Source organism: Sporomusa intestinalis, from assembly GCF_055383785.1.
The window spans coordinates 4,580,890-4,601,658 of record NZ_AP042390.1 but is presented as its reverse complement, the minus strand read 5'-3'; the positions used below and the strand labels follow the sequence as shown (position 1 = coordinate 4,601,658).

Here is a 20,769-nt window from a genome sequence, read left to right as displayed (position 1 = left end):
ATGAAAATAAATAAGGTAAGAGATTTAACATTAGTCGCGCTGGATCAGGCGAAAACGATGGTGATTGCCTGTGACAGCTGCGGCGGTATTGGTCTGAAAGCCGGCGATGCGCTGCAGGTTACTCCGTTTATTACCGGCAAATATACGGCCCGGGTTGCGATTATGGAGGTTGTCTGTGCCGGGGCGGAGGTGATTTGCCTGACCAACACTATCTGTAATGAATTTGACCCGACCGGCATAGCGGTCATCCAGGGAATTGAGGAAGAACTGAAAGCGGCTGGCATCAGTGACGTTGTCCTGACCGGCAGTACGGAAGAAAACTTTTCCACCGTGATGACCGGCTTAGGCATTACGGCAGTTGGCCTGGCGGAGACGAAAAAACTGAAGGTCAACAATATTAAAGGCCAGGCTTTGCTCCTTGCCTTTGGCCGGCCGAAAGTCGGCCGGGAGGTATTAAACAGGCAGGAAGAGCAGATTGATTATCACACTATCAGGCAACTGCTCAGGGCGGAGGAGGTCTATGAAATCATTCCGGTCGGTTCCAAAGGGATATTATACGAAATGCAGGAGCTGGCGCGCAATAACAGGCTGCAGCTCACAGTCTATGAGCAGGACCGGGTTGATATCAATCAGTCGGCCGGGCCCAGCACGGTGGTGATTGCGGCAGTCAGTGACGCCTATTTCCGTACCGGGCAGATTACCGGCCCTGTGACCCTGCTGGGCGAGCTTACCCCGGTAAAGGGCTAGCAACTTTGGAGGAGGAATGTCAGTGAGACGCACAATTCAGGTGGAGGACAGGCTGCCGCTCCTGGAAACACTGCCGCTGAGCCTGCAGCACCTGTTTGCCATGTTTGGGGCCACCGTGCTTGTCCCGATTTTGTTTAAGGTTAATCCGGCCACCGTCCTCTTATGGAACGGGTTCGGGACTTTGCTCTATATTTTTTTGACCGGCGGAAAAATTCCGGCTTATCTTGGCTCCAGTTTTGCCTTTTTATCACCGGTGTTTCTGGTCCTGCCCCAATATGGTTATGGGGCGGCGTTAGGCGGGTTTATCGCCGCCGGTATTGTTTTTACGCTGGTAGCGCTCAGTATCCGGGTGGTTGGAACCAGGTGGATCGACATTGTCTTTCCTCCGGCCGCTATGGGGGCCATTGTCGCTATTATCGGTCTGGAACTGGCGCCGGTGGCTGCCGGTATGGCCGGCCTTACGGCAGCGGCGCCGGATATGAAAACCATTACGGTGTCCCTCTTTACCCTGGCTGTTACGATCCTGGGGTCAATTCTGTTTCGGGGGTTTTTGGCTGTTATCCCGATCCTGATTGGCATTTTGTCGGGCTATGGTCTGGCGCTGCTGCTGGGCCTGGTTGATCTGGCTGCTGTCAGGGCTACGCCCTGGTTGGCCCTGCCGACCTATTACGCCCCGGAGTTTAACCTTCAGGCCATTGCCATTATTGTGCCGGCGTCACTTGTCGTGATTGCCGAGCATATTGGCCATCTGGTTGTTACCGGCAATATCGTCGGCCGTGATTTAGCCGCCTCGCCCGGTCTGCACCGGTCCCTGCTGGGCAATGGTTTATCGACTATTTTATCAGGCTGTTTTGGTTCGACCCCCAACACTACCTATGGCGAGAATATCGGCGTTATGGCCATTTCCCGGGTGTACAGCGTCTGGGTGATCGGGGTTGCGGCCGTGCTGGCCATTATCCTGTCTTTTGTCGGCAAGCTGGCAGCAGCAATACAGAGCATTCCGGCCCCGGTGATGGGGGGCGTATCGCTCTTGTTATTCGGGGTGATTGCCGCTTCCGGCATCCGCATCCTGATTGATGCCAAGGTGGACTATAACCGGTCACGGAATCTGCTGTTGACCGCGATTGTCCTGATCATCGGCATCAGCGGCGCCCAGCTGACCTTCGGCTCGGTTACGCTTAAAGGCATGGCTCTGGCCACGATTGTAGCCATTGTCATTGGCCTGACTTTTACCCTGCTGGACAAACTGGGCCTTACCAACGATGCGCCGGCTGAGCCAGACCGGCAGCAATAAGGGAAAAGCCGGGTTTTGTTGTCTCCTGCCAGGCGGCGGGAGCCTTTTTCTTTAAAGAAGATCAGTCCCGACGGACAAGGGCTGCAGCAATTGCCGGGATTGTGGGCTTTAAACAACAGGAATAATTTCAGCGGCCGCGAATGGTATAATATAGTTGGGTTACAATGCCGCGGGAGGGGTTTATCTGGTTATTAGAGATAAAGACAAACGCTTTGTTACTGTCCTTGAGGGCATCCGGCGCAAAACGCTGGCTGTCGGCGATCAGGCCATGGTGGTTAAATTTGCGCTGACCGCCGGGGCTGAATTGCCGCGGCATAGCCATCCTCAGGAACAGGTGGGATATTTAATCACCGGGGCGATGATTATGACCATCGGCGGTCAGCATTACCCGCTGACGGCGGGCGACAGCTGGGCAATCCCCGGCGGGGTCGAGCATGGTGCCACAATACAGCAGGACGTGGAAGCGATTGAGGTTTTTGTGCCTGTCAGGGAGGATTACCGCCAAGCATGAAGCGAACAACAGGAGCGTCAATCTATTTCATTATGCTGATGGTGCCCTTATTCTGGGGCGGTGCCTTTGGCAGCACCAAGCATGTCCTGTCCGAGCTGCCGCCGCTGACCGCCTCGGCTGTCCGCTTTCTTTTAGCCGGGCTGCTGCTGGGCGGCTGGCTGGCCATCCGCCGCGAATGGGATGTCAAAGTAATTAGAGAAAACTGGCTGGGCCTGACCGGACTGGGGCTGAGCGGGGTCCTGGCCTATAATTATTTTTTTGCTGTCGGTTTGCAGTATACTTCCGCTATTACCGGAGCGCTGGTAATTGTCATAAATCCGGTAACAACGGCCCTTGTTGCCGTTATGTTCCTGGGGGAAAAATGGAGCTGGCGCCTGGGCCTGGGGATCGCTGCCTCCCTGGCCGGGGTGCTGACGGTCATCACGCAGGGCAGCCTGGCTTCCCTGACCAGCTTAGCCATGAATTACGGTGAATTGCTGTTATTGGGAGCGGTAGCCAGCTGGACCACCTATACCTCCCTGGGCAAGGTGGTAATGAAAAAGGTTAAGCCTGCCCTGGCGACGACGGTTTCAACCCTGATTGGCGCCGGCTTGTTAGCGCTGATTTCTCTTAGTGAAGGAGCCTGGCACACCCTGCCCCGCCTGTCCGGCCAGGTAATGGCTGAGCTGTTGTATCTGGCTGTGTTTGCCACCGTAGCGGCCTTCATCATCTTTAATATCGGCATTGCCCGCATCGGCGCCAGCAAGGCCAGCGCCTATATCAACCTCATGCCGGTTAATGCCATCCTGATCGCCTGGGCCATATACGGCGAGACCATGACCTTTATGCATCTGGCCGGTATGGTGCTGGTGGTAAGCGGTGTGTGCCTGACCACACTGGCGCCTGCCGGACCGAAAGCAAAGGCCGGCCCGCTGGGGGTATGCGAATGATGCGGGGGCGGTTTGCTCCCAGCCCGACCGGTGAAATTCATTTGGGCAATGCCTGGACAGCACTGCTGGCCTGGCTGCAGGTCCGCGCCGGCGGGGGCCGGATGGTCCTGAGAATGGAAGACCTTGATCCGGGGCGGTCGCGGCCGGCGTATGCCGAGCGGCTGCTGGCTGATATGAAATGGCTGGGCCTGGACTGGGATGAGGGGCCTGATGTCGGCGGGCCCTGTGCCCCGTACAGCCAGCAGGCCCGCCGTCACCTGTATCAGGCGGCCCTGGAGCAGCTGACGGCCGCCGGCCTCGTATACCCCTGTACCTGTACCCGGGCTGAACTGGCCGCCTCGGCCCCGCATGCCGGTGATAAGGAACGGATTTATCCCGGTACCTGCCGCGGGCGCCAGCCGGCGGCTGCCGGCAGGGGGGACCGGCAGCCGTCCCTGCGTTTGGCTGTGCCGCCGGGAACAACCACCTTTACCGATTTGCTGGCCGGGACCGTCAGCCAGGACATCAGCCGGGAGGCTGGCGATTTTGTCATCCGCCGTGCGGACGGTGTTCACGCTTACCAGCTGGCTGTGGTTGTGGATGATGCCGCCATGGGCATTACCCATGTCTTACGGGGCTATGATCTGCTGCATTCCACGCCCCGGCAGCTGTTGCTGTACCGGCTGCTGGGCCGGCCGGCGCCGGCATTTACCCATGTGCCGCTCCTGCTTGCCCCCGACGGTCACCGGCTGTCCAAGCGTCAGCAGGATCTGGCCATTGCCGCTTTACGGGCCCAGGGGGTAAGGGCGGAAGCGATTATCGGCTATCTGGCTTATAAAGCCGGCCTGCTGGACAGGCCTGAGCCTGTGAGGGCGGCAGAGCTGATCAACGGTTTTAGTGTGAGTAAACTGCGGACCGAGCCGGTGGTAGTGGAGAGCCGGGATATCAGAAAATAATCTGTTGATTTTGTCGAAAAAAAGGTTTTTTTAGCGAAAAGGCGAATATCTAATCTCCATATTGAATAGGCTGGCGCCGGCGCCGGTCTGGGAGGATGTTAACTATGAGGCAGCTTACCGGATACCAGATTCTGGATATGTTTTGCGATTTGGCTCCCTACATGAATGATATCGTTGCGGCTGATATTGGTTTTACCGTGATCCGTGACGGTAAATATGTGCTGTATCTGCCGGCCGGCGATCTGGACCTTAAAATCAGGGTCGGTGAGCCTGTAGTGTCAGGTGCCAGTAAACAGGCCCTTGATGCGGGCCAACAGGTTGTCAGGGTGGTTCCCAAGGATAAATCGCCCTTTGGTATTGCCTATATTGCCTGCGCCCTGCCGTTCCGGGAAGGGGACAACATTGTCGGTTGCGTCACTACCACGCAGAGTATCACCGTTATAGAAAGCATCAACAGCGCCACCAGCGAACTGGCGGCCGCTTCCGAGGAACTGACAGCAGGGCTGCAGGAACTGGCCAGCCGTTCCTCCGGGTTAGCCACTACCAGCAGTGAGCTTGACCAATTAGGGAAAACACTGCTGGCGACGGCCAACCAGACTAATGAAATTGTCACCTTTATCAAAAACGTGGCCAGCCAGACAAACCTGCTGGGGCTGAATGCAGCCATTGAGGCCGCCCGGGTAGGCGAAATGGGCCGGGGCTTTGCCGTAGTGGCGGCTGAGGTCCGGAAACTGGCAGTGTCCAGTGCCGAGTCTGTTACCCAGATATCAGCATCCTTAGGCGCCATTCAGCAGGCGATTGCCGAACTTACCCGCAAGATCGACAATATTGACCAGCATGTAAACGGACAGACCGAGGCTGTTCATGAAATGGCCAAGTCGAGCCAGTCCCTGGCCGAACTGGCCGGCAATCTGGCGGAAGCGTCAAGGAAGATCTATCAGATAACGGAGTGAACCGAATACGGGTTTCTTAGCGGTAATTCTTGTTTATAAAAAAGGACAGCCATGGGCTTTATAAGCTCTGGCTGTTTTTAATTAAGAATGGTTGCTGTGGAAGTTACGGGAAGTAAGCAAAATAATTTAATATTTAATAAATGGAGCAAGGAAAATGTCGAATTTTGAAAGATAAAAACTTTCGACAAAAATAACTATTTGTGGTAAAATCTAGAAAAGAAATAAAATAATAACAAAATAATTGATAAAAAATAAATAAATACAATTTGGTACAGGTGTCCGTCAGGACATAATAGAGAAGCCGGTTCAAGGCCGGCGCGGTCCCGCCACTGTAATGGGGAGCAAATCCAAGGTATGCCACTGAGACAACCGTCTTGGGAAGGTTTGGAGGCGCAATGATCCTAAAGCCAGGAGAACTGCCTGTACAACAATCACCGTTGACCTGCGACAGATGGGGAGGGGATTTGCTGCATTCTTCTGCATTTTTGTGCCGGCGTTATGCCTGTATGAAACAGGAAGCCCCTGACTGATGGGTAGTTCACACATCACAGGCGGCTTCTTTTTATTTGCCTGTTTGCGAATGGGCCCGTGCTTCTGCAGGTCGTACAAGCTGTTTCATCCTGTTTACAATCGACGACAAGGCCTGCCCGGCCGGCGAATGCCGGATGCTGCACCTGAGCAGCGGGGTGGCCTGCCAATAAAGTATACATCAAGGAAAGTCGGTGAATATCGTGGCCCGTTACCGCCGGTGTTGTGCCTTTTCCCTGGTACTGGCCTTGCTGCTGTTGCTGTTGTCCTGGCCGGCGCTGGCTTTGCCGGCCGGCCTGGAGACTGCCCCGGATAACCCGGCGGATTTGCCGCCGGCAGCAGGCAGCGACAGCGAGTATGCGGCTGAGCCTGCCAGCCCGCCTGATGCCTACGGCCGGCCCCTGGTGGTGCAGTTGAACTATCTGAAGGTGGACCAGGCCAGACCCCTCATCAGCGCCCTTGTGCCTGAGGAACAGATTAAAACCGATCCGGTACGCAACACGATGGTGATCATGAGCAGCCCGGATGTGTATGATCAGGTTAACTATCTGCTGTCCCAGATCGATACACCGCCCCAGCAGGTGATGTTCGAGGTGCAGGTCATTGAGATTAACCGTGATGATTTGTCCAATCTTGGTGTCGACTGGGGGGCATCATTTAAGCTGCCTGCCGCCCCTATTGTCTATGAGGACCTGCAATTTAGGATCGGCACCGGGAAATACGGGGTAAATCTCCAGGGGGTTGTCAATCACCTGCTTGAGAATAAAAAAGGCCGGCTGTTGGCCAGTCCGCGGATTGCGACCTTAGACGGGGTAACGGCCAAGATCCTGATTGGGGACAAGCTGGCGGTTGAAAGCCAGCAGCCGACGACAAGCAGCATCCCCATTATCTCCGTAATCTATGTGGATGTCGGCATTAAGCTGGAGGTAACGCCCACTGTCAACAAAGACGGCTTTATTACTACCCGCATTCAGCCGGAAGTGAGCAATAAAACCGATACCACGAAGAATGGCAATCCCAATATCCGCACCCGCCAGGCCGATGCGACCCTGAGGGTTAAGAGTGGTGTAACCATTGTGCTGGGCGGCCTGATTCAGCGCCAGGAGACCAGCGATACCTTCAAAGTGCCAATATTAGGGCAGCTGCCGCTGGTGGGAGGGCTGTTTCACTCCTCCTCCAAACAGGTGACGGAGACGGAACTGGTCATTATGCTGACGCCAAAGATAATTGATTAAATATAGTGGGAGGATCAAGATCATGAGGTACCTAGTACGGGCGAGCCGGTTGTTCCTGTTGGTATTATTTTTCTCTATACCGTTTGTTCAAACCGGTTTTGCCGCCCCTGGGCCGCAGCCTGTTATCGGCGTTGTCTTAATGCCGCCGGCCGTTCATTTGTATGGTCATGTCGCCCTGATAAACTGTTACGCCCCTGCCAATAGCTTCTATGCGGTGATTGATCTCCGTGATACCCCCGGCAAAAGCATTGTGATCCGGTCGGCCGAGCAAAGGCTGCAAAGTCTGCTGGAAACTGCTTTGGCAACAGGCAATCTTGTCTCGTTTGTGGGGCAGGGCGTTTTTGTCCAGTCGCCTCCCCGCGGCGGCACCTGGAATATGGAGGTCTATCAAATTGATGAAGTTACGGTATATAACAAGAAGTAACGTTGTGACAATACGATGAAAAAAAGTCTAGCAGTTATCCTGTTTTTATATTATTGCGTATGGTTTCCCTTGCCGGTTTCGGCAGTGCCGGCAGCGGACATTGCCAGCCGGTGGTCGCCGGTTATCTGCCAGGCCGATACCGGTAATGGCCTCACTGCGCAGCAGAATATATTTACACTGGTTAATTATGACCGCGACTGGCGGCTCAATAATAACTGGTATAATCTGCTGTTTTATCCCCTGGAGCGAGTTATGTATTATTCGGTGGTGGAAAGCGACAGCCATTACTTTATCGGCTATTACCAGTATTATCCGCGCCATACGGGCCGGGCCGAGCATGAGCATGATCTGACAGGGGTGCTGCTGGCGGTGGCCAAAACGCCTGATCAGACCGGGCGGCTTGATATGCTGCTGACCTACAGCAATAAGAAATGGCGGCCGTGGCCGGGCGCGAAGGTGCGCCTGGAAGGCCGGCACCCGGTACTGAATATCCGGCCCGGCAGCCATGAGATTACTGCTGCCGGCCGGAGCCGACGGGGGGGACCGGCGGCCGGTATCTATGAGATCCCGGCCAGTGACAAGCCGGCCGGGCCGATAAGCAAAGTACTGCCGGACGGGGCCCATGGCGGTTACCGGCTGGTGCCGCTGACCCAGTTGTGGGAGCGCCGTCAGGATATTGGCCAGGGCCGGGTCTTTGCCCGCTGGGGCGCGTTTGACAGTTATACTGAGGTTAAGGTTACCGTACCCTGGGTGTGGGAGTACCGCCAGCTCAACTGGCTGACAAAACCCGGCGAGCTGATCCAGTATTTCCAGGACCGGCGGGTCAGAGCCAGTAATTATCTGAGCAATCCGTATTAACCGGTCTAGAAGCAGTAAGCTGCCAATGCTGGCAGCCTGAGTCAGACAATTTTATAGTTGCCAGGTATAGGTGCCCTACGGGGCTTAATAGGGAAGTCCGGTGCAAAACCGGCACGGTCCCGCCACTGTAATGGGGAGCAAATCCAGGATATGCCACTGCGATGCGGACAACTGTCGTGGGAAGGTTTGGAGGCGCCATGAACCAGAAGTCAGGAGAACTGCCTATACAACGATCACCGGTGACCTGCGAGCGATGGGTAGGGGATTATGTGCGGCCGTCTGTTCCTGGTTTATAGCAGTAAGTTGCTGCTAAAACGAGGGTAAATGGATTTCCCATATAGTCAGCGCCCCTGGATGACTATATGAGAAATCCATTTTTTATTTGGCCGTATTTCACTGCGTACAGGTGCCCTGCAGAGGGTTTAATAGAGAAGTCCGGTTGAAGCCGGCGCGGTCCCGCCACTGTAACACGGAGTCAGCCCGCAGACGCCACTGGAGGAAATATTCCGGGAAGGCCGGGCTGATGATGAACTGGAGTCAGGAGAACTGCCTGTAAGGACGGTCTTCGCCAACCCTGCGAGCGACAGGGGAAGATCAGGCAAACGGTACGAAGGGAGGGTAAGAAGCAAGCAGCAGCTAAATCGGGCTACCATTCTCAGCAATTTTTTTGGAAAAGAGTAAGACATATGAGGAGAGATTTGCAGTGAAACAACGTAAATTGTCCAAACAAGCCCTGGCGATGGGGATCGCCTGTACCCTGGCCTTCAGCCTGACCCCGGACTACAGCGGCCTTGCCCAGGCGGCCGCAGCCGGCGGCGAGTCGTCACAGGCAACTGAGGACACTGTGAACGCCGCTGCCGGCTCCGCTCAGGAATACGCCCTGGAGGCGATTACGGTTGAGGCCAAACGCCCCGACTGGGAGGCCAAGCTGTCACCGGGAACGGTGACCATCATCCGGCCTGATGACTACAAAGGCGAGCAGAAGACGCTGCCTGACCTGCTAAAGGATGTTCCCGGCGTCCATGTGCGGGAGGTTAACGGCAAGGGCCAGTATACTACCGTCAGTGTCCGGGGCAGCACGGCGGCCCAGGTGGGCGTGTTTGTTGACGGGGTCTTGTTTAACCTGGGCGGCGATGCGGCCGCCGACATTTCTACCATCCCGGTCAAAAACGTGGAACGGATCGAGGTCTACCGCGGCTATATCCCGGCCCGGTTCGGCGGCACCTACATGGGCGGGGTCATCAATGTCGTCACCAAACGGCCCACCGCGGCCAATGTATCCGCCTCTGTGGGGCAACGGTCCTGGGGCGGCTATACCGGCAGCCTGCAGATTGATGCCCCGCTCGGCACCGGCAGCCTGATGGTGGGGATCAACAGGGACCAGAGTGACGGCGACTTCAGGTATAAGAACTTTGGCGTTAAGGATGCTTATGCAATTGAGAAGGAAAATTTTGATAAAAAAATGGCGGAAAGCCTTACCTGGATTAATAACAATTTGCAAAGCTATGGAATTATAGACACCGGCTTCTCGTCTATGGATGAATTAAAGGCGGCTTTTGTTACAGAAGAGTTTAACGCCAAGGCTATTAATCTGTTTGTGAATGACTGGGGCATGACGGCTCCGGATGCAACAGCTATGTGGGAAGAAATGAAAGAAAAAACCTATCTGGGTAGAGAGGAAAAGATTAAAAATGATTTTTATAAGCAGAAAGGTATTTTTGATGAAAATCGCTGGCGCCGCAATAACGACTACAAAAATACCGATGCCATTATCAAATGGCAGGACGACCACTGGACAGCCAAAGGCACCTGGAAAAAGGTTGACCGCCACCTGCCCTGGGGCTTGTGGACAGGCAACTATGGCTACGGTAATCCGAATAGCTACCTGGACTTAGATAATTTTGGTTACATGGGGGCGAAAAGGCAGGAGCTTACGGCCAAGGAATTACTCCTGGGGCGCAGGGACACTGCCGGTAAGCTGGAATGGGGCTGGGCGGTTAACTATCTGGATCAGAATAAGGATTACCGCAACGAAAGTTATGATCCCATAATACACGATAATGCCTCTTACCCCTATTTCAAACAGCCGCTCGCTATTTGGAGCAGTTACGATTCCCGCCGGGCTGGCGGAGCCATTGACGGCAGCTATAAGGTTAGTGACCGCCATCTGCTGGAATTCCTGGTCAATTGGTCGAAGGAAAAAATGGATATTGATGGTTCGCGATTGATTACTGATAACGATAGCGGGAATGTTGCACTTACTGACGCCCGCCTGCGTTTCCGCAACTATTTTGAACAGACACTGTTCAATATTCAATTGCAGGATACCATTACCTTAAATAAAGCAGAGGATTTCTGGTTTACCCCCAGTGTGCGTTACAATTCCTCGACCGTGTTAGGCCGCAGTACGCGATTGATAGAGAAAGATCCCAACCACCTATATTTCAACCATACAGATGAACAAAAAGACAGCAAAGTAACCTGGCAAGCGGCTTTGAAGAAGAAAGTCCATGATAACCTAACCTTACGTTCCACAGTGGGGACATATTACCGTTTGCTAAACCTCTATGAAATAGCCGGTGACGGCGCCGGTATTATTCCCAGACCGATAGGCAGCAAGGATTACGAGAAAGGCTTAGTATCTGCTTTCCCTTTGCCGGAAGAAGGTACCCAGTGGGATGTGAGCGCCATCTGGGATGATCGTATTCTGGGAGCCGATGCCGATATCCAATTGACCTATTTTGGGCGGAAATCAGAGAACATGCTGCAACTGTACCGCTTCGGTTTTGATTATTGGTCTTATAGCAATGCTGCCAGAGGCTGGGTAAATGGGACTGAACTGCAGACCAATCTCAGTTGGGACAAGTGGGATATGAACCTGGCCGCAACGTATACGCATGTTAATGCGCAACGCAAGTACAATAATCCGACAGGGACCGGGGACACTTATTATGATATGCCGATGACCTATACCCCCGAATGGGAGGGCTCGCTGCGCCTCACCTACCGGCCTGATCAAAAGACAGGCATTTTTACGGAATTTAAATATGTGGACCAAATGTTTGTCGGTGAGGGTTGGGAGAAAAAACAAACCTCGCTGACTACCGTCGGCTTGGGGGTAAAGCATAAATTTGACCAGGACCTCCTAGTAACGGTAGGGGTCAATGACCTGTTTGACAAAGGCCCGGATCTGACATATGTGAAATCAGGTCTGGACTACGATGGCAACCCGAATACATGGCCGTCAACAATTACCCACCCGTTAAATCCGGATCATCCGACCCAGGGGCGCACTTATTATGTAACCTTGCAGTACAAATATTAAAGACCGGAATTCGGTTAAGGAGGTGATGCCCTGATGACAAACAAAGCCAGTCCTGGCAGAGTGGAGGTGATGAGCGGCAGTAAGCCGGCAGTAGTTCTAACCCAGCAGACTAAAACAAAAATGGAAAAGAGGGATTAAACGCATGAAACTGAAAGCAGGTTTTCTGAAACGGGTACTCTTAACGGCGATGACGCTGTCCATTATCGGCAGCGCGGCCGTCCAGGCCGCGCCGGAGAATTTATTCGGCTATACGGTTGTCAATTCCGGTTACTCCCAAGGCCTGGCCGGCGCCATCAGCGGCGAGCGGACCGGCAACCCGACCACCTTTACCTCCAGCACCAAGGTTACCGGTCTAAACGGTGATCCGGCGCTCTTTAACTTCTTCCAGGGCAATGAAAGCCGGCTGGTGCTGCGCCAGTACAATTATACGCCTGTAGCACCGCCGAACCGAATCATTGATCCCTTTGCCGCCAGCTGGAACCCGCTTGTATCGCCAAGCTGGAGTAATGTGGCTAATCTGCATGCAGTGGCTACTAGAGGTAATTATTTGTATGCCACCGGCTATGATCTGGGAAGAATTGCTGTTGTAGATATGACTGATGGATATGCGGAAATAAATAGCTATCAGTTCCCGACGGCTTGGCCGAGCATTCCCGTACCGGCTGGCGCTTCGGTTCATGGAGAGGGCCTGGCAGTTGTTGGCAATAACCTATATGCCTTGTTTACCATCAATCCCGACGGCGGCTATGAGGTCTACTCCGACAGCATTGTAGCAAAATTCTCGATTTTACCAAATGGTAATCTGAATTATGTAAACTATATAACTGTCGGCAAAAATGCCTTCACCCTGGATCACTATAACAACAAACTCTATGTCTGCGCCGTAGGCGGCATGCAGAATGCCGGCTTCGCCAATCCCGACACCCGTCTGGATATCATCGACCTGGCTACCTTCACCAAGACCACCGTTACCAAAACCGGCGGCATGATCGGCGACTTCCGCGACATTACCATCGTTGACGCCAACACCGCCTATGTATTCCTGGGCAACTACAATGCATCGTTTGCCAACATGCTCGGCAATGTCTACCGCACTACCGTTGCCAACCTCACTTCCCCCTCGACCTGGACCAATGTCAGCACCATTAATTCCCCCGGCTACCTCTGGGGCATCTATGGCGACAGCACCCGTTTCTGGTTCGTTAAGGGCAACCAGATCGACATCTATCCCGGCCTGCCTGCCAGCACGTCTGACACGGCTACCAGAACCTTCACCCCGACCCAGCTCGGTTATAGCGGCGGCAACCTGAACTCGGCCATCATTCTGGCCCCGGATCTGACCTCGCGGGCCGGTGCAACGCTCCAAGCGGCCGGTGTTGCTAAATCCTTCGCCGCCCATTCCGTTCTGGCCCAGCAAGCCCGCAAGGCTGCTGAAAAGAAAACAGGCCTGAAAATTGTCAACGGCCAAAGAATTCTTAGCTTTGATTAATTCTGCCTGCTGGCGGCCATAGCCAGACTAACAGAAAAGTAAGAGAACAGGGGGGCTGGACAGCGCGTGTGTCCAGGCCCCTTGTTCTCTGGAAACAGGGGGACAGGGTTTTGTTTTGATAATTTGTTAACAATAATTTTACCTGTCCCTAACACTTATGTTTACAGGCTGATCTATAATAAAAGCAATTACAAAGAAAGGCCTGTGATAACTATGGCGATTTGGCAGGTTACCCTGGAATCCAGAGAAGCTGAGCAGCATCGGAAATGGTTGAAACGCAGAGGCTTTATTTCGGCAAACTATTTTTCGGCGAACGGGTTTTCGCTGGACAAAATGCGGCAGCTGGCCCAGGCCGGCAAGCTGCATGCCATTCAGTGCCGGTTTGGCAATTCGGTGCGCTGGTATTATTTGGAAAGCCAGGCCGAGCTGGCCCGGATCAAGGGCGAGCTTTCGTGATCTTCAGATTTGACTATTATTTATCGGCAGATGTGTTACAATAATAGTGATCAAGCATTAGCGTTGACCGGGACAACTGGCAGGGCTTTTCGTTTGAGAAAGATAATAACAGTGACGAGGAGTGTAATATTATGTGTGATGAGGAAAAGCTGGAGTTGACAGATGAGATCCCGGTACTGTTTACTGATGATGTTGAACTTCTTGGCGATCGTTTGATGGATATTATCATTGCCATGGGTTTGCCGGAAGAGCAGACCAACGCTGTGCTGCGGCTGATTAATGATGCCGTTGAGGACCATCATCAAAATATTCTCGATACGTTCGAGGATACCATCGAGATCGACGACGAAGCAGAACAGGCATAGCCATGGAAAAAGCCGCGAATTTCGCGGCTTTTTCTACATTTACAAAACGAAATCAGCTCAATACATTCTGCCGGGCTGGCAGCCGCAGCTGGTCATAAATGCCGGGCCGGTCCTGGCTCCAGAAGGGAACCGGCTCTGTCAGCTGCCAGATGTCGGTGGCGTATTCGGCAAAGGTGCGGTCACTGGAAAACCAGCCGGAATAGGCGATATTCATCAGACACATCTGCTGCCAGCGCCGTTGATCGCCGTAGGTTGCGGCCAGCCGGTTCTGGGTGTCGACATAGCCGGCAAAGTCTTGGAGCAGAAAGTATTCGTCACCTTGGTGCAGCAGGTCGTCGTAATGGAGGCGGAATTCGTCCGGCCCGGCCGGGAAAAAGCCGTTGACCAGCTGGTCTGTTATCCTTTGCAGCCTGGGATCGCTGTTATACAGTTCCCGGGGGTTATAGCCGCCATGCTGGTAAAAGTTCAGGACTTCACCGGCTGAGAGGCCGAACACAAAGATGTTGTCGGCGCCGGCGGCCTCACTGATTTCAATATTGGCGCCGTCCAGGGTGCCGATGGTCACCGCGCCGTTCATCATAAATTTCATATTGCCTGTGCCGGAAGCCTCGCGGCTGGCAGTCGAGATCTGTTCGCTGACGTCTGAGGCCGGGATAATCAGTTCGGCCAGCGAGACGTTATAGTTTTCCAGAAATACAACCTTCAGTTGGTCCCTGATGGCCGGATCGTTATTTATCTTGTCGGCCAGGGTATTAATCAGTTTAATGGTCTTTTTGGCTTTATAGTAACCGGGCGCCGCTTTGCCGCCGAAGATAAAGGTGCGGGGGGCGATCGTCAGCGCCGGGTCGGCCCGCAGGCGGTTGTAGAGGTCCATAATGTGCATGACATTGAGGAATTGGCGCTTATAGGCATGCAGGCGCTTAATATGGGAGTCAAAAATAGAGTGAATATCAACCGTAAGGTTATTTTTGGCTTTGATATACCGGGCCAGCTGCCGCTTGTTGTCAAGCTTGACAGCGGCCAGGGCCGCCAGGAAGCCGGAGTCGCCGGCCGCAGAAGCCAGTTCCGTTAATTTTGCCGGGTTTTTTATCCAGTCAGGTCCAATCACATCAGTAATCAAAGCCGCCAGCCGGGGATTGGCCGTCAAAAGCCAGCGGCGATGGGTAATGCCGTTGGTAACATTGGTAAACTTGTCCGGCGTACAGGTATAAAAGTTGCGCATGACGGCTTGCTTGAGGATCTCGGTATGAATTCTGGCCACGCCGTTGACGGAATGGCTGCCGGCAATGGCCAAATGGGCCATATGGACCTGACCGTCGGCCACGATGGACATGGCGCGGATGCGGTCCCAATCCCCGGGGTAGGTGTGCCAAAGCTCGCGCCCGGTGCGCTCGTTGATTTCCTGAATCAGCATGTGAATCCGCGGCAGCAGCTGGGCAACCATGGTGACAGGCCATTTTTCCAGGGCCTCAGGCAGGATGGTGTGGTTGGTGTAGGAAATGGTGGCTACCGTAAGCTGCCAGGCCTCATCCCAGCCCAGGCCGCAGTCATCAAGGAGGATGCGCATCAGCTCCGGCACCGCCAGCGCCGGATGGGTATCGTTGATATGGATGGCTACTTTAGCCGGCAGCAGCCGGAGCGAGTCGTGGTTCAGCCGGAAGCTGCGGACAATGCTCTGCAGGCTGGCCGAGACCAGGAAGTACTGCTGCTTAAGCCGCAGCAGCCGGCCTTCATAATGGGTATCATCAGGGTAAAGCAGGTCGGTGAGGGCCTCGACCCCGTGCTTGTAGTCGATCACACTGTTGCAGTCGGCGCTCTGCCGGCAGCAGGTGTAGTGGGAAATGTCGATTTCAGCACTCCAGAGCCGTAAGGTATTGACAATCTTATTTTGAAAACCAACAACCGGCACATCATAGGGAACGGCCATGACCTGTTCGCAGTTTTCCTGGATAAAACAGGTTTTGCCATTGGTTTGCGCCCTGACGGCACCGCCATACCTGACTGTCACTTTTTCGTCCGGCCGGCGGTATTCCCAGACATAGCTGCGGTCTTTGAGCCAGTTGTCGGGATATTCATGCTGATACCCGTTAATAATTTTCTGTTCAAACAGGCCGTAGCGGTACCGCAGGCCGCAGCCATGGCCGGCGAGACCCAGTGCGGCCATCGAATCCAGATAGCAGGCGGCCAGCCGGCCTAAGCCGCCGTTGCCCAGGCCGGCGTCCTCTTCTTTTGGCAAGAGGCTGTCAAGCCGAATGCCAAGCTGGGAAAGCGCTTCCGCACAGGTTTCCCGGAGGCCGAGGTTGACAAGGTTGGTTGCCAGCAGCCGGCCGAGGAGAAATTCGATTGACAGGTAATAGACCTGTTTCGGTTCCGCCCGGGCCCGCTCCTGCCGGGTTGCGATCAGATTATTGCTGATGATTTCCCGGACAAGGGCGGCCAGGGTAACAAACTTTTCCCAGTCAGCCCCTGTATCGAGCGGCTTGCCGTGCATAGCGGCAAATTTTTCGACAAAGCTGTCTCTGAATGCAGTGACCGAGATTGCCTCCGGTTTAGTGGCCGGGGCTGTCAGCGGCTCGCAATTGTACAGATTGGTGTCAGTGTGCATAAGGAACCTCCTTTACCGGGAATAGGTTGTCGCTGGCAGGGGCGATAGGGGGCGGGGCCAGGCCGGGTCTGACAGCCGGTGCGGCCATTGGCGATTTATAGAGGTGCTCTTCGGCATACAGCTTGGTGTATAGCTGCCGGTATTGGCCTGCCGGTACACGCCAGCTGCTATCGGTCCGCATGGCCCGGCCGGACAGCAGATGCCAGATTTTTTTATCGTGATAACAACCGATGGCCCGCCGGACCGTGTGTAAAAAATCATGAGCGTTATAATTGGTAAAGCTGAAGCCGTTGCCTTCGCCGGTCTGCTCGTTATAGGCCAGGACGGTATCATTGAGACCGCCTGTCTCCCGGACTACAGGCAGGCAGCCGTAGCGCATGGCGATGAGCTGGCCAATGCCGCAGGGTTCATAGCGGGACGGCATTAAAAATAAATCGGCGGCGGCATACAGCTTCCGGCTCATATCCTCACTGAAGGGAATAATGGCGGCCAGCCGGTCGTTGTGCAGCCAGGCGGCCCGCCAGAGCAGCTGATGATAGTGTTCACTGCCCTGGCCGATAATAACCATCTGGGCGCCACTGTCCAGGATTTCCGTGAGCACCCGCAGCACCAGGTCCAGACCTTTCGCTTCCACCAGGCGGCAGTTCATGGCTAACAGCGGCCGGGCGGCATCTGCGGTCAGTCCCAGCAGCTTCTGCAGCTCCAGTTTATTCCTGGTTTTGCGCTCTCGGGTCTGCCAGTCATAATTGATAAAAATACCGGGGTCGGTTGCCGGATTATAGTCTGTATAATCAATGCCGTTGATAATTCCTGTTAAGTGTGCCGACCTGGCAGCAAGCACGCCCTCCAGCTTTTCCCCGTAATAGGGGTGCTGGATTTCACGGGCATAGGTGGGGCTGACGGTGTTGATTGCATCGGAAAAAATAAGTCCGCCCTTCATAAAATTAACGTGATCGTAAAATTCAATACCCTGGACGGTAAAGTAATCCCAGCTTAAATCAAGCAGGTTAACCATGATGTCTTTGGGAAAGATGCCCTGATATTTCAGGTTATGAACAGTAAAAAGCGTCTTAAGCTTATTGTAAAAGGGCTGGTTCCGGTAATGGGCGGTTAAGAATACGCTGACCAGGCCGCACTGCCAGTCATGGCAGTGCAGGATATGGGGCTGAAATCCCAGCTGCGGCAGGGCCTCCAGCACGGCCCGGCTAAAGAAGGCATACCGTTCGGCATCGTCATAATGGCCGTAAATGCCGGAGCGATTAAAGTAGTATTCATTATCGATAAAATAGCAGGGGAGCCCGTCCAGTGCAAGCTCTTCGAGCCGGCAAGGCTGTAAACGCCAGGAGAGCGGAACGGAAAAGGACGCTTTGACGGACATATTATGTTTGTATTTATCCGGAATCCCGCCGTATTTAGGAAGGATGACCCTGGCATCGACACCCTGCTGCCTGAGTTCCTGCGGCAGGGAAGCAATTACTGTGCCCAGGCCCCCGGTTTTAATGAACGGAGCCGCTTCGCCGGCGATAAACAGTACTTTGAGCATGCGTTTAATCAGTTCCTTTCAGGGGGCATTTTCTGGCTCTAAGAATACAGTATAGCCGGTTAGGCAGGGAATAATTCCTGAACCAATGTTTGAAGTTTGGGTATTTTTATATTAAAATGGTATATAGATACATAGAGGAGTTCTTTAGCTGATTAGGAGGCATTCGCTTGTTATTTGACACACATGTTCACACCCGCTATTCTGATGACTCCGAGATGGCGATAGAAACGGCGATCAGCCGTGCCGCCGCATTAAAACTGGGGATCACTATTACCGAGCATGTTGATCTGGCCCAGCCGGAGCCTGATGTTGCTTTGGATGTTGAACAATATTGGCAGGATTATACAAAATACCGGAATGATAAGCTGCTGCTGGGGATCGAGGTTGGCATGCGGACGGAATGTCTGGCCGACAACCGGGCTATAATTGACGGTTATCCGTTTGATTATGTGATTGGCTCGATTCATTTTGTGGATAATATTGAAATCTACCAGGAGGTTTTCTATCAAAACCGCACCAAAATGGAGGCCTACAGCCGCTATTTCGAGACAATGCTGGATTGTCTGAAGGGGTACGATTGTATCGACAGTCTGGGTCATATTGACTATATTGCCCGGTATGCGCGGTTTGAGGATCCGGAGATTTATTACCATGAGTTTGGCGACTGGATTGATGAAATCCTAAAGGTTGCCGTGCAGAACGAAAAAGCGCTGGAGATCAATACCCGCCGGTTGACCAGTCCGGAAGCGGTAGCCAGACTGCTTCCCATCTATCAGCGGTTTTATGAGCTGGGCGGGCGGATGGTTACCCTGGGGTCTGATGCGCATATACCGGAAAACATCGGCTGCCGGCTGGATGTGGGCCAGGCGCTGGCCGAGGCCTGCAGGCTGAAGGTAGTCTATTTTAAACAACGTAAACCGGAGTGGGGGAGGTAGTGTTATGAGAATAACACGGTTTGATACGACGATTAGCACCGATAAACTGACTGAATCCAAAGAGTTTTATATAAAACATTTTAATTTTCAACTGGTCTATGAAAGCGACTGGTATCTTGAACTGATTGCTCCCGGTCTGGCGGCCGGTATCAGCTTTACCAAGCCACAGCGGGATGCGGGGGAGTTTTTTCACGGTTCGGGCATTATCATTTCCCTGGAAGTGGATGATGTGGATGCGGAATACCGCCGGCTGAAGGCGGCCGGCGTGGAGCCTTGCGAGGATCTTGTCGACAAACCGTGGGGCGAACGCAGCTTTGTTGTTAATGACCCGAACGGGGTTCATCTGTATATTTATACATCTATCCCACCAACACCCGAGTATAAGGTAGTTTACGATTCATTCAAAAAATAATACGGCGTCCAGCAAACGCAAAGGGACTGTTTCCGCAACAGTCCCTTTTTTGCTTCGGTTATAAAATTTCTTCGCCCCAGCGTTTTAACAGGTTATGTTCAACCGCCAGCAGGTCCAGGACCCGGCCGGTGTGATGGGTGACGATATCGTCAATCGAGGTCGGCTTATGATAGAAGCTGGGCATATAGGGCATAATGGTAGCGCCTTTATACGCCATCGCCAGCAAAATTTTTAAATGCTCCGGCGCCAGTACCGGCTCGCTGGTGACCATAATTAATTTTTTCTTTAATTTTAATAGGCCGGCGGCAGTTTTTTGCAGGGCGTTCTGCGGTAAGTCCTGCGCCAGGGGCGTAATCGCCGCCAGGCTGCAGGGAACTAGGATCATGGCATCTGCGTCGTGCTCCCCGACGGGCGGGGAAGCGGCATCATCATAACAAAAATACCGGACTAAGCCTTGCAGCCGGGTCAATGAGCAATCGGTTTCCCGCTCCAGGGCCGCGCCGGCCTCACGGCTCATGATCAGACAGGTTTCGGCCCCCAGGGAATAAAAAGTCTCGACAAGGCGCACGGCATAGATCATGCCTGTGGCATTGGTAATTCCAACAATCGGTTTCATACTGGCCTCCGCAATTCATATTCCAGACTGGCGATACTGAATTGATTATACCAGATATCAGCCGGACACAACAGGAAAAAGGCAGGCCGATTGCTGTTTATGAATATTGTGTCTTACTTTTTTTGCAGCCCTGAACAATTCCGGCCGCAGCAATTACACAAGCAGGCCGTAGGCAGTGGAAGACAATAACACTACTGAGGGGGCGCCGCCTCTGATATAGTTGATCAGCTTGGTCAGTTTGCCTGTGTCCAGGCTGTCGGCAATATTGGCTTCTTCAATTTGCGGATTCAGCAGCTGCTGGGCTTCTTCGGCCTTGGATTCCGCTTTGCCCATAAACAGGCTGTGGATGGCAGTGAAGAATGTAAAGCCAGGGGTTCTCTGCGGGAGCGACGGGGCCGGGTTGGAGCCGGGTTTCATTTCTTGCATAAACGACACCTCTTTGTATTAATTTAGTGCAGTAATTATGTTATAGGGTTTACGTTAATAAGAGCTTTATACCTATATAATATGCAATTCCTGTGCCAAATATTAAAAGCCCATATTTTGGCCGCTCCCCTATACCAAGAAACAGTGGTTGTTTCATAATGAAACAACCACTGTTTCTTTTCG

General features: G+C 53.5%; 19 protein-coding genes and 3 riboswitches. Of the genes, 15 read left to right on the top strand and 4 right to left on the bottom strand.

The window, feature by feature from the left end; translation table 11 throughout:
• From ACZ481_RS21435 to ACZ481_RS21375, 13 genes are all read left to right on the top strand, one after another.
• Nucleotides 1–747: an AIR synthase related protein gene (locus tag ACZ481_RS21435; protein ID WP_464767366.1), complete on the top strand. Its 747-nt coding sequence runs from the start codon at nucleotides 1–3 to the stop codon at nucleotides 745–747.
• A gap of 16 nt (nucleotides 748–763) precedes the next feature.
• Complete coding sequence (uraA, locus tag ACZ481_RS21430; protein WP_464767365.1) at nucleotides 764–2,041, top strand: uracil permease; 1,278 nt, start codon at nucleotides 764–766, stop codon at nucleotides 2,039–2,041.
• A 154-nt stretch (nucleotides 2,042–2,195) separates the two neighbouring features.
• Nucleotides 2,196–2,552, top strand: coding sequence for a cupin domain-containing protein (locus ACZ481_RS21425; protein ID WP_464767364.1), 357 nt, complete (start codon nucleotides 2,196–2,198; stop codon nucleotides 2,550–2,552).
• Entirely contained in the window at nucleotides 2,549–3,481 is a 933-nt protein-coding gene (locus tag ACZ481_RS21420; protein WP_464767363.1) for a DMT family transporter, read from the top strand. The genes ACZ481_RS21425 and ACZ481_RS21420 overlap by 4 nt, the downstream gene beginning before the upstream one ends.
• Nucleotides 3,478–4,416, top strand: a complete 939-nt coding sequence (gene gluQRS, locus ACZ481_RS21415) for a tRNA glutamyl-Q(34) synthetase GluQRS (RefSeq protein WP_464767362.1) — start codon at nucleotides 3,478–3,480, stop codon at nucleotides 4,414–4,416. The genes ACZ481_RS21420 and gluQRS overlap by 4 nt, the downstream gene beginning before the upstream one ends.
• A gap of 104 nt (nucleotides 4,417–4,520) precedes the next feature.
• Complete coding sequence (locus tag ACZ481_RS21410; RefSeq protein ID WP_464767361.1) at nucleotides 4,521–5,369, top strand: methyl-accepting chemotaxis protein; 849 nt, start codon at nucleotides 4,521–4,523, stop codon at nucleotides 5,367–5,369.
• Nucleotides 5,370–5,625: 256 nt separating this feature from the next.
• Nucleotides 5,626–5,807: riboswitch (cobalamin riboswitch) on the top strand.
• A 284-nt stretch (nucleotides 5,808–6,091) separates the two neighbouring features.
• Nucleotides 6,092–7,132: a type II secretion system protein GspD gene (locus tag ACZ481_RS21405; RefSeq protein WP_464767360.1), complete on the top strand. Its 1,041-nt coding sequence runs from the start codon at nucleotides 6,092–6,094 to the stop codon at nucleotides 7,130–7,132.
• Nucleotides 7,133–7,154: 22 nt separating this feature from the next.
• On the top strand, nucleotides 7,155–7,556 hold the full coding sequence (locus tag ACZ481_RS21400) for a hypothetical protein (protein WP_464767359.1): 402 nt from the start codon (nucleotides 7,155–7,157) through the stop codon (nucleotides 7,554–7,556).
• Between the two features lie 15 nt (nucleotides 7,557–7,571).
• Nucleotides 7,572–8,414, top strand: a complete 843-nt coding sequence (locus tag ACZ481_RS21395; protein ID WP_464767358.1) for a hypothetical protein — start codon at nucleotides 7,572–7,574, stop codon at nucleotides 8,412–8,414.
• A gap of 51 nt (nucleotides 8,415–8,465) precedes the next feature.
• Nucleotides 8,466–8,654, top strand: a riboswitch (cobalamin riboswitch).
• A 147-nt stretch (nucleotides 8,655–8,801) separates the two neighbouring features.
• Nucleotides 8,802–8,982, top strand: a riboswitch (cobalamin riboswitch).
• A 171-nt stretch (nucleotides 8,983–9,153) separates the two neighbouring features.
• Nucleotides 9,154–11,739, top strand: coding sequence for a TonB-dependent receptor (locus ACZ481_RS21390; protein WP_464770674.1), 2,586 nt, complete (start codon nucleotides 9,154–9,156; stop codon nucleotides 11,737–11,739).
• 142 nt (nucleotides 11,740–11,881) lie between these two features.
• Nucleotides 11,882–13,228, top strand: a complete 1,347-nt coding sequence (locus ACZ481_RS21385; RefSeq protein WP_464767357.1) for a hypothetical protein — start codon at nucleotides 11,882–11,884, stop codon at nucleotides 13,226–13,228.
• A 213-nt stretch (nucleotides 13,229–13,441) separates the two neighbouring features.
• Nucleotides 13,442–13,684 (top strand): hypothetical protein, encoded by a 243-nt coding sequence (locus tag ACZ481_RS21380; RefSeq protein WP_464767356.1) that lies wholly within the window; start codon nucleotides 13,442–13,444, stop codon nucleotides 13,682–13,684.
• Nucleotides 13,685–13,815: 131 nt separating this feature from the next.
• Nucleotides 13,816–14,049, top strand: a complete 234-nt coding sequence (locus ACZ481_RS21375; protein ID WP_464767355.1) for a hypothetical protein — start codon at nucleotides 13,816–13,818, stop codon at nucleotides 14,047–14,049.
• Between the two features lie 52 nt (nucleotides 14,050–14,101).
• On the opposite strand, the gene ACZ481_RS21370 is transcribed toward ACZ481_RS21375, so the two are convergent.
• Nucleotides 14,102–16,654: a glycogen/starch/alpha-glucan phosphorylase gene (locus ACZ481_RS21370; protein WP_464767354.1), complete on the bottom strand. Its 2,553-nt coding sequence runs from the start codon at nucleotides 16,652–16,654 to the stop codon at nucleotides 14,102–14,104.
• On the bottom strand, nucleotides 16,644–18,197 hold the full coding sequence (glgA, locus tag ACZ481_RS21365) for a glycogen synthase GlgA (RefSeq protein ID WP_464767353.1): 1,554 nt from the start codon (nucleotides 18,195–18,197) through the stop codon (nucleotides 16,644–16,646). Before glgA ends, ACZ481_RS21370 begins: the two co-directional genes overlap by 11 nt.
• 167 nt (nucleotides 18,198–18,364) lie before the next feature.
• On the opposite strand from glgA, the gene ACZ481_RS21360 reads away from it, so the two are divergent.
• Both ACZ481_RS21360 and ACZ481_RS21355 read left to right on the top strand, forming a co-directional pair.
• Entirely contained in the window at nucleotides 18,365–19,132 is a 768-nt protein-coding gene (locus ACZ481_RS21360; protein WP_464767352.1) for a histidinol phosphate phosphatase, read from the top strand.
• 4 nt (nucleotides 19,133–19,136) lie between these two features.
• A complete protein-coding gene (locus tag ACZ481_RS21355; RefSeq protein ID WP_464767351.1) occupies nucleotides 19,137–19,544 on the top strand; it encodes a VOC family protein in 408 nt (135 codons plus the stop codon).
• 58 nt (nucleotides 19,545–19,602) lie between these two features.
• On the opposite strand, the gene ACZ481_RS21350 is transcribed toward ACZ481_RS21355, so the two are convergent.
• Entirely contained in the window at nucleotides 19,603–20,160 is a 558-nt protein-coding gene (locus tag ACZ481_RS21350) for a UbiX family flavin prenyltransferase (protein WP_464767350.1), read from the bottom strand.
• Between the two features lie 153 nt (nucleotides 20,161–20,313).
• Nucleotides 20,314–20,586 (bottom strand): hypothetical protein, encoded by a 273-nt coding sequence (locus tag ACZ481_RS21345; RefSeq protein ID WP_464767349.1) that lies wholly within the window; start codon nucleotides 20,584–20,586, stop codon nucleotides 20,314–20,316.
• Between the last annotated feature and the right edge of the window lie 183 nt (nucleotides 20,587–20,769).